General features: G+C 64.1%; 11 protein-coding genes and 1 pseudogene. 10 read left to right on the top strand and 2 right to left on the bottom strand.

Annotation, left to right across the window (positions count from 1 at the left end; genetic code table 11):
* From WAO18_RS08820 to WAO18_RS08840, 5 genes and pseudogenes are all read left to right on the top strand, one after another.
* A pseudogene (locus tag WAO18_RS08820) lies at positions 1 to 203 on the top strand (enoyl-CoA hydratase/isomerase family protein); the annotation flags it as partial.
* Between the two features lie 158 nt (positions 204 to 361).
* Entirely contained in the window at positions 362 to 802 is a 441-nt protein-coding gene (locus WAO18_RS08825; RefSeq protein ID WP_422205617.1) for an NfeD family protein, read from the top strand.
* Between the two features lie 3 nt (positions 803 to 805).
* Entirely contained in the window at positions 806 to 1,840 is a 1,035-nt protein-coding gene (locus WAO18_RS08830) for an SPFH domain-containing protein (protein WP_422205619.1), read from the top strand.
* Positions 1,841 to 1,888: 48 nt separating this feature from the next.
* Entirely contained in the window at positions 1,889 to 2,905 is a 1,017-nt protein-coding gene (locus tag WAO18_RS08835; protein WP_422205621.1) for an ABC transporter substrate-binding protein, read from the top strand.
* 197 nt (positions 2,906 to 3,102) lie between these two features.
* Positions 3,103 to 3,471 (top strand): STAS/SEC14 domain-containing protein, encoded by a 369-nt coding sequence (locus WAO18_RS08840; RefSeq protein ID WP_422205622.1) that lies wholly within the window; start codon positions 3,103 to 3,105, stop codon positions 3,469 to 3,471.
* Here WAO18_RS08840 and WAO18_RS08845 read toward each other — a convergent pair.
* Positions 3,449 to 4,048: a DUF998 domain-containing protein gene (locus tag WAO18_RS08845; protein ID WP_422205624.1), complete on the bottom strand. Its 600-nt coding sequence runs from the start codon at positions 4,046 to 4,048 to the stop codon at positions 3,449 to 3,451. The two genes, WAO18_RS08840 and WAO18_RS08845, sit on opposite strands and share 23 nt — an antisense overlap.
* Here WAO18_RS08845 and WAO18_RS08850 point away from each other — a divergent pair.
* Genes WAO18_RS08850 through WAO18_RS08860 form a run of 3 tightly spaced genes read left to right on the top strand, consistent with a single transcriptional unit; the run spans position 3,953 to position 5,776 of the window.
* Positions 3,953 to 4,909: an alpha/beta fold hydrolase gene (locus tag WAO18_RS08850; RefSeq protein ID WP_422205626.1), complete on the top strand. Its 957-nt coding sequence runs from the start codon at positions 3,953 to 3,955 to the stop codon at positions 4,907 to 4,909. The genes WAO18_RS08845 and WAO18_RS08850 overlap by 96 nt on opposite strands.
* Before the next feature lie 31 nt (positions 4,910 to 4,940).
* Positions 4,941 to 5,294 (top strand): VOC family protein, encoded by a 354-nt coding sequence (locus WAO18_RS08855; protein ID WP_422205628.1) that lies wholly within the window; start codon positions 4,941 to 4,943, stop codon positions 5,292 to 5,294.
* Entirely contained in the window at positions 5,291 to 5,776 is a 486-nt protein-coding gene (locus WAO18_RS08860) for a maleylpyruvate isomerase family mycothiol-dependent enzyme (RefSeq protein WP_422205630.1), read from the top strand. The genes WAO18_RS08855 and WAO18_RS08860 overlap by 4 nt, the downstream gene beginning before the upstream one ends.
* On the opposite strand, the gene WAO18_RS08865 is transcribed toward WAO18_RS08860, so the two are convergent.
* A complete protein-coding gene (locus tag WAO18_RS08865; protein ID WP_422205632.1) occupies positions 5,773 to 6,663 on the bottom strand; it encodes an SCO6745 family protein in 891 nt (296 codons plus the stop codon). The genes WAO18_RS08860 and WAO18_RS08865 overlap by 4 nt on opposite strands.
* Positions 6,664 to 6,711: 48 nt before the next feature.
* Between WAO18_RS08865 and WAO18_RS08870 the strand changes: the two genes are divergently transcribed.
* Both WAO18_RS08870 and WAO18_RS08875 read left to right on the top strand, forming a co-directional pair.
* A complete protein-coding gene (locus tag WAO18_RS08870) occupies positions 6,712 to 7,758 on the top strand; it encodes a TIGR03617 family F420-dependent LLM class oxidoreductase (RefSeq protein ID WP_422205634.1) in 1,047 nt (348 codons plus the stop codon).
* Between the two features lie 56 nt (positions 7,759 to 7,814).
* On the top strand, positions 7,815 to 9,325 hold a 1,511-nt coding region (locus WAO18_RS08875), incomplete at its 3' end, for a radical SAM protein (RefSeq protein WP_422205635.1).

Here is a 9,325-nt window from a genome sequence, read left to right on the forward strand (position 1 = left end):
GGTTCGCCGACCTAATCGCCGCCTCGGCTCCATTGGCGCTGACGAGCATTCGTGCCACCGCGCGTGCCGGACTTGCCGAGGCGGTCGCCGCGGCCACCGCCCGCGAACTCGAAGAACAAACCCGGCTACAGGCAACCGACGACTTCCGCGAGGGCGTGGCAGCAGCGGCCCAGCGCCGAGCCCCGACGTTCACCGGACGCTGAAACGGCGCCGGTGCCCAACTAGCACTTTGCCGAAAATCCAGTGCGGCGCCAGCGTGGCTTGGGGGCCATAATGTAAGGGTGTGACCTACCGCACACGATGGAGGAAGTGACAGTTATCCCGCCCGCGCATCCGTCGAATGTTCAAGGAGGATCGCCGCATGGATACATGGCTGATCTGGTTGATCATCGCCGTGGTGCTGCTGGTGGTCGAGATGCTCACTATCACCGCAGCGGTCGGGATGCTGGGTGTCGCTGCACTGATCACCTCGGGCTTCGCAGCACTCGGACTACCCATTAATGTCCAACTTCTTGCATTCACAGTCACCGCCACCATCGGGGTGCTGCTCATCCGCCCCATCGTCCGTCGGCACATGCTCCGGCCCCATCTCCAGCGTTTCGGCATAGAAGCATTAATCGGTAAGCCCGCATATGTCGTGTCAGAGGTGTCCCGGCTGGACGGCAGGATTCGCATCGGCGGTCTCCGCGGCGAGGAGTGGACGGCGCGCACCTACGACCAAACCCTGGTGATACCCGCCGGTGCGACCGTCGATGTGCTGGAGATCAGCGGCACCACCGCGCTCGTGTACCCCCGGGAGTAACCCATGGAAACTGCAACTGCACTCTCTCTTATCCCTGGACTGGTTATCGCGCTGTTCGTAGCTTTCACCGTGCTGCGGGCGGTGCGCATCGTGCCACAGGCGCGTGCCCGCAACGTCGAACGGCTCGGCCGCTACGACCGCACGTTGCAGCCCGGCCTCAATTTCGTCATCCCCTACTTCGACCGGGTTTATCCCATGATTGACCTGCGGGAACAGGTGGTCTCGTTCCGACCGCAACCGGTCATCACCGAGGACAACTTGGTCGTCGAGATCGATACTGTGCTCTATTTCCAGGTGACCGACGCGCGCGCAGCCGCCTATGAGATCGCCAACTTCCTGCAAGCCGTCGAACAGCTCACCGTCACCACACTGCGCAATGTCGTCGGGTCCATGGACTTGGAGCGCACACTCACCTCCCGCGACACCATCAACAGCCAACTCAGAGGCGTGCTGGACGAGGCCACCGGCAAGTGGGGGCTGCGGGTCAACCGGGTGGAGATCAAGGCCATCGACCCGCCGCAATCCATCAAGGACGCGATGGAAAAGCAGATGCGGGCCGAGCGCGACAAGCGTGCGGCAATCCTGGGCGCCGAAGGCCAACGCCAGTCTCAGATCCTCACCGCCGAGGGTGACAAGCAGGCCGCCGTCCTGCGCGCCGAGGGCAACCGGACCGCAGCGATCCTCAAGGCCGAGGGCCAGGCCCGCGCCATCGACGAGGTATTTCAGTCCGTGCACCGCAACGACCCCGACCCCAAAGTGCTTGCCTATCAGTATCTCCAGATGCTGCCGCAGCTGGCCCAGGGCCCCGGAAACACGTTCTGGGTAATTCCAAGCGAGGTCACCTCCGCCCTGCAAGACGTGTCCCGCGCCTTCACCCAGGCGCTGCCCAAGTCATCGGCCACCCGCGAAGCCTCCCCCGACGACTTGGCAGCGCACGCTGCCGCCGATGCGGCTCAGGCGGCACAGGCCGACGCCGATGCGCTCGAAGGCGAGGTCCAGGCTGACGGCTACCAGACCGCGTCGCTATCGCGCCCGTAACGACCGGTCGGGACAGCGTTCGCCGCAGACGCCGCTTAAGTTGTGCGTGTGGCAGCTCGCGCCGTACTGGCCACCCCATTGTCGGGGCCGCTGGCCAGATTCGGCAAAGCAGGGGCTAGCGCCCTCGCTCTGTGGGCAGAGCATTCCGCAGTAAGTCTGCGGGTCATCGACGCGTACCCGTCCGCGGCGTCTGCGATACGGGCCGCCGAGGGTAGCCGGCCGGACGTGGTGTTCGGGCCCTACGGTTCGGGGCCGGCGCTGGCGGCGGTGGCCGCCAGCACAGGAGTCGTCTGGAACCACGGTGGCGCCACCGCCCGGCTGGCGCGGCCGGCGTATCCGCGTGTCGTCAACGTGGAGTCTCCCGCTTACCGCTATCACGCCGCGCTGCTCGAGACCCTTGTCGGCGACGGTCTTGGGGAGGGGTCGGAGGTGGTGATAGTGCACGCCGACACGGGGTTCGGCCGCGAGGTGGCCGAAGGGGCGGCGGTGGCGGCCAGGCGACTCGGTCTGCTACGGCGGTTGGTGACTTTTCGGCCAGGTCGGGCGAGAGACGTGCTGGCGCAGGTCCCGGCGGGCGATGTGCTGTTGTCGGCCGGTTCCTTCGACGACGACGTCGCCATCGCGCAGTGGGACGGCGAACGCCGTTGGCGCGCAGTTGGATTGGTCGCGGCCGGAGTTGATGAGCTCCGGCACGCCATCGGTGATCGCGTTGAGGGGCTTTACGGACCGTGCCAGTGGTTCGACGACGTGAATGATGATCCCGCGGACGGACCCAGCAGCGAGTGGTTCAGCCAGTGTTACCGGGACGCGAATGGTGCTGAGCCGCCCTATCCGGCTGCCGCGGCCTTCGCCGCGGGTGTCCTTTGGCAGCGCTGCGTGCAGGAGGCCGGAACTGTTGAATCGTTACCGGTGCGGGCCGCGTCACAACGACTCGACACCACTACCTTGTTCGGTCGGTTCCATGTCGACCCGGTCACCGGTGTGCAAACCGGCCATCAGATTCGCGTCGTTCAGTGGCGAGGCGGACAGCGGGTGCCGCTGGATCGGCCGCTCCGCCAGACGTGAGCATCGAACTCGCATCAGCTCGTGGGCTGACATCACCGGACTCGCCCTACTTCCCGCTACGTAGACTTGTGTCACGCTGGACATCGAAGCGCTGAAAAGCCTTAACCAAAAGCGGGATTGCCCGGATCGACGTGCTCGTCGCTGACGTGGGGCATGATCGCGAACGAGGCGATGCGGGTGCCGACGAAGGAGGATCCATGATCGAACTACTGCCGGATATGCCCAAGGGAGTGACCGGCGTTCGCGTGTCGGGGCGGCTCGGTGGCGACGAGCTGCGCGAGATCAAGCCGACCATCGAAGAGATGCTGAAAACCGACGAAATCAGGATCGTCGAGGTGATCGCGCCCGACTACGAGGGCTTCGGGCCCGGCGGGCTATTCGAGGATCTGAAGCTGGGCTTCAGTACGGTCTGGCCACACCATGCCGCGTTCAAACGCATTGCGGTGGTGTCCGACAAGGAGTGGGTCGCGCATACCATCCATGCGTTGGCGTGGATGATTCCCGGCGAGCTCAAGGTCTTCAAGCTCGCCGAGCTCGACAAGGCTAAGAAGTGGGCCGCCGGCTGAGTAGCCAGGCGGCAGTGAGCAGTTGCCACGCGGTGATCGAATAGACGCTGCATCGCTCCCACACCCCAAGCGGCAGAAAGCTCGACGCCTTCAGCTCTATCACGAACAGCGCGAAGCTGAGCAGGCCGAACACCCCGAGCCCGACCGACACCCGACGATGCCAACCGCCGAGGATCGACGATCCCGCCAGGACGGCCGTGTTCCCACCCGCGATCGCCAACACCGCACCGACGGCATGCGCCCACGCGGTTGCGGAGGGTCCGCTGTGGAAGGCCGCGATCAGCAGATTGCCGACAGTATTTGTGGCCGCGAGAGTCAGAAAAAGGCCCGCCTTGCATGCCTTCAGGGCTCGAACAGCAAGGAAGGCGCCGACGAGAAACAGCGTCCCCTGCACACAGAACGCGGTGTTCATCAGCCACGCCAGCGGCGAATCGCCTGAGGGTCTCCCGAGATCGCTGATGAAGTTGTGGGCATAGCTGTAGTGCGGCCGAAAAGCCGCTGCCGCAACAGCTTCGAGGGTGAGGTAGGTAAGACCAGCGGTGAGCCACGACGCCGCCGCGAGGTACTTCGTTACCATGGCAGTGCGCGCTCAACGACAGACACGGTTCGCGAGGGTCGAGTTATACCGGAAATCACTCTCTCCCAAGGTGTTCTGCACTACCGGGACCACGGTAGTGGGCCGTGCCTTGTTTTCATTCATGGGCTTTTCGTCAACAGTAGCGTTTGGGACGAGCTGGTCCCGCTGCTTGCCGGGCGTCGTTGCATCCTGCCGGACCTGCCGCTTGGGGCGCACCGGACACCGATGGACGGTGCGGACCTGTCTCCGCCCGGGCTGGCGCAGTTGATCGTCGAATTCATCGAGCGGCTGGGGTTGGAGGACGTCACCGTCGTCGGAAATGACACCGGTGGTGCGCTGTGCCAGATCCTCTGCGCGAACCATCCGGAACTCGTCGACCGGCTGGTGCTGACCAACTGCGACACCTTCGAAAACTTTCCGCCGTTCCCGTTCCCGGCTATCTATGCCCTCGGCGGGCGCCTCCCGGGCCTGATCGCGGTGGTCGACCAAGTATTGCGACGGCGATTCCTGCGCCGCGCCGGCCTGGCCGCGGTTCCGGTGACCATGCAGCCGCTGCCCGACGACTTGCTCGTGGGCTGGTTTGCCGCACTACACGACCCGCGCATCCGCGCCGACCTGAAAGCGGTGTTGCGTGGAATCTCGTCCAAGCACACTCTCGCCGCCGCGAAGCGACTAGCCACCTACGACCGGCCGGCGCTGATCGTGTGGGGAACCCGCGACCATCTGTTCCGCGTGCGCGACGCACAACGACTCGCAGACACACTTCCGCGCGCACAGCTGGAGCTGATCGATGATGCGCGCACTTATGTGCAGATCGATCAACCCGAGAAACTGGCCGAACTGCTGACCAGCTGGGCCTAGGCTGAAAGCCTCTCAGCCCCAGGAGGAACCAATGAGCGAGCAGCAAGTCAAGATGGTCATCTTGTCGACCGATGACCTGGACGAGTCGATCCGCTTTTACAGCGAGACCCTGGGCATGGCGCAGAAGTTTCGAGACGGCGCGCACTTCGCCGCCCTCGACGGCGGGCCGATCACCCTCGCGCTGGCGACCGCGGTCGACCATCCCATGCCCGGGCAGGTCGTGGTCGGCATCAAGACCGAGGACGTCGACGCCGCGGCCAAGGCCGTCGAGGACAGCGGTGGCGGCATCGTGAAGGGACCATACGACGACGCCCACGAACGCCGTGCCGTGGTCTACGACAACAAGGGCAACGGGATCGTCTTCTACAAGCCGCTGGCCCGATGAACGACATCGGCGCCAGCGCCATCGAAGCGATGGACTTCCTCGTCGGCGCGGTGCAGCAGATCCCGGAAGAGAGCTGGGATCAGCCGTCGAATCTCGACGGCTGGAGCATCCGGGATCTGGTGACACACACCACCGGCAGCGCCGCCAAGCTGGTGGCACTCGCGGAGGGTGGAACGCCCGAGGCGACCGACGATCTGCAACAACTGGCCGGCCGGTTGAAGGACGCCCTCGCCAAGGCAGATCCAGACACCGCGCTCAGCTTTCCCATTGTCGGCCTGACCATTCACGCCTGGGACATCTACCGGTCTCAGCACCAGCCGGTCGAGGTTCCCGATGACCTGCTCGCGTTTTGCCGGCAGGTGATCGATACCGTGCCCGAAGACGAACTGCGCCGGCCCGGCCTATTCGGGCCTGCACAACCCGCGCCCGAGGATGCGACGCCGACTGCTCGGTTCATGGCCTACGTCGGACGCAGCGCCTAAGCGCTCAAATGTGCGCTGCTGTCGTCTAATTCGTTGCGACGCAGCGCCATCGGGGTCATCGCCGGGACATCGCCACCCGCGACCACCACGCGGGTGATCGGCGTGAGCGCCTGGAACAGCGTCTCCACCTCGTCGTCGCTGAGCGCGTCGAACACCGACAGCGCCAGGACGTCGGTGGTGGATTCGACATGCTCCTTCAGCTTTTGCCCGGCCTCGGTCAGCGAGCCGTCGTCGTTCAGCAGTCCGCGCGCGGCCAGGCTCTGCTCGCGTGAAGCCCACTCTTCGTCGTCGTAATCGCGGGTGCCGGCAATGTAGTCGCGCGGGATCGCACCCGAGGCGGCGTGCAGCACATTGCATTCCCGGCCGGTGACACCCGCCGCGCTCAGGACCGCGGTGTGCGTGTCGCCGCGATGCTCGCGTAGCAGCGTCGCGGCATGCCACAGCGCGGCCAGCGGATCCTCCGGCCACGGCAGCGCGCTGTTCGCGGCGAACAGCGGTCGTCCGCACAGCGACGCACTTTTTGCCGCCTTGCCGAGCAATTCGGCTGCGGTAGAAACATTTTCGTCAGCGTCGAGACCGTAGCGGCGTAGCACCGCCACCGCGGTGTCCTGCCGGACCCGCAATGCCTCTTCGGGGCCGGCGATCTGCCATGCCGCCGGCAGCGCCTTGGCGACCCGGGTGGGCGCGAAGTTGTAGAAGATCGCCGTCACCACCTCGGGTGGCACCTTGCCCAGCGGTGCCGAACGCGCGGCGAAATAGCCCATCCAGTAGCCCTTGTAGCCCAACCCGTCCAACGCCTCGCGCACCTCTGGCGCGAAGTACGTCACCCCGTGTACGGGCTCGAACCGATCCAACAAGCGACGCGCAAGCTTTGGTTCTCTATGCACAATCGCCAGCCTAGTCTGGAAGCGATTCAGCACAGAAGGCCAGGACTCATGGAAATCATCGCCTCTGCTCCGGCCCAGATGGGTCTGCGCGAGATCGGCGACTGGGCAGCGCGCATGGAGCGCATCGGCTTTGACGTGATCCACATCGCCGAGACCATCCACGATCCGTTCACCATCGCGGCGATGGCTCTGACGCATACCAAGCATCTGACCGTTCGCACCAGCATGGTGCTGGCATTTCCCCGCAGCCCGATGATCGTGGCGTATGCGGCCTGGGATCTCGCCAAGTACTCCAATGGCCGCTTCCAGTTGGGCATCGCTTCTCAGGTGCGGGGCAACATCGTCGGCCGGTTCTCCTCAACGTGGTCGGAGCCGGTGGCGCGCCTCGGCGACTACATCGCGTCGCTGCGGGCGATCTTCCACTCGTTTCAAACCGGTGAGCCACTCAACCACGTCGGCAAGCACTACCGATTCACCCGACTGCAGCCGTACTTCAACCCCGGCCCGATCGACCATCCGATCCCGCAAATCTGGACCGGCGGGGTCAATCGGAAGATGTGTGTCCTGGCCGGCGAGTTGTCGGACGGCTTCGTGTGTCATCCCACCAACTCCCACCCGGACATCCTCACCGCGCGCATCCTTCCCGCGATTGCCGAGGGCGTGCGAGCGGCCGGACGTAGCCGGATGCCGGCCGTTGTCGCCAATGCGCAACCCATGATGGCCGCCAGCATCGACAAGATCGAAGAACAGCGCGAGCCCCGTCGTGCCGAATTGGCCTTCCTGTACAGCACGCCTGCCTACCGCCGTCAATTAGAAGAGTTCGGCTTGGCAGAGCTCGGCGAAGCGCTCAGCGAGATGGCACACCGCCGCGAATGGGGCGATCTGGCCAATCACCTGACCGACGATGTGATGAACCGTGTTGTGCCGCAAGGTACTTACTCCGAAATCCCCGAGATCTTGACGCAGTGGTACTCGGGACTGTGCACCGGGCTCAACCTGCCCGTCCCCGCGGGCGACGAGCACGATGCGGCGCTGGCCGAACTTGTCCAACAGTGCAAGACGATCCCCGGCCCGACCTCGCCAAATTTGGAGTAGTTTTGCACTCACGCGCAATAAAGCGCGCGGTCTAGGGGGGCACCGAAAGGAGTCCAATGGCCGACATCGTGTTGATCAACCCTCGCTTCGAAGCGTCGTACTGGGGCCTTGAGCATGCGCTTCCGCTGCTGGGCAAGAAGTGCAACCTCCCGACCGCCTGCCTGCCACTGCTTGCGGCGTTGACGCCGCCCGGCCATTCCGTGAGCATCGTGGATGAGAATGTCGAGCGGATCGACTACGACCGGTTGGCGCGAGCCGACATCGTGGCGCTGACCGGCATGACCGTCCAGCGCGCTCGAATGCGCGAGATTCTGCACGAACTGAAAACCCGGGGTGTCTTCACCGTCGTGGGCGGTCCGTGGGTAAGCGTGCAGGAAGATTACTTCGAAGGCCTGACCGATGTGATCTTCATCGGCGAAGCGGAAACGACCTGGCCACAGTTCCTCGAAGAATGGGCCGCGGGCCGACATCAGTATCGCTACGAGCAGACCGAGCGGACCGACATGACTCAGGTACCGGTGCCGCGCTACGACTTGTTGAAGGCCAAGGACTATCTGTTCGGCAGTGTCCAATTCAGCCGCGGTTGTCCGTTCCAGTGCGAGTTCTGCGACATCATCGTCACGTTCGGTCGCAGGCCGAGGCTGAAGACGAGTGCCCAAGTGATCGCCGAGTTGGAAGCGATGCGCAAGCAACACCTGAGAATCGCCTTCATCGTCGACGACAACCTGATCGGCAACAAGGCCGCGGTAAAGGAGTTGCTGCTCGACCTCGCCGCGTGGCAAGCCGCCGAGGGATATCCCTTCACGTTCTTCACCGAGGCGTCGCTCAACCTGGCCGAAGACGACGAGCTCATGCAGCTGATGGACGCGGCCAATATCGTGACCGTGTTCATCGGCATCGAGAGCCCGAACGAGGAATCGCTGAAAGAGACGAAGAAGTACCAGAACGTCAAAAAAACCGAGTCGATCGTCGACCGCGTGCGCAAAGTGCAGGACTCCGGCATCGAAGTCTGGTGCGGCATGATCGTCGGCTTCGACCACGACGACACCCGGATCTTCAAGGCCCAGCACGAGTTCCTGCGTCAGACCGACATCATGCACGCGATGGTGGGCATGCTCTCGGCGATCCCGAAGACGCCGCTGCACGCTCGCCTGAAAACCGAGGGCCGCCTCGATCTCGACGACGAACAACCGTTCGGCACCAACGTCATTCCGCTCGGCATGACTCGCGAGGAGTTGCGCGACGGATACATCGGACTGATGCACGATCTGTACGAGCCCGAGTTTTACTTCGAGCGACTCGAAAACCTATTCCTCACAAGGAAATTCGATTGGGCTCGGACCCGCAATGCCTACTGGCGCAAACATCCGTGGCATAAATGGAAGTCACAATCGGTGGATGCTGTGCTGGCGACCGGGCTGTTCCTACGGCTGATGAAGAACGTCCCCGACCCGGAATTGCGCCGGATGTATCGCCGTCGGATGACCACCATGCTCCGCCGCCGGCCCGATCCGAACCTGTTGTTCATCTGCGTGGTCAAGTGCGCGATGCACTACCACCACTACAC

It is taken from the genome of Mycobacterium sp. (genome assembly GCF_049278535.1).
Lineage (GTDB): Bacteria > Actinomycetota > Actinomycetes > Mycobacteriales > Mycobacteriaceae > Mycobacterium.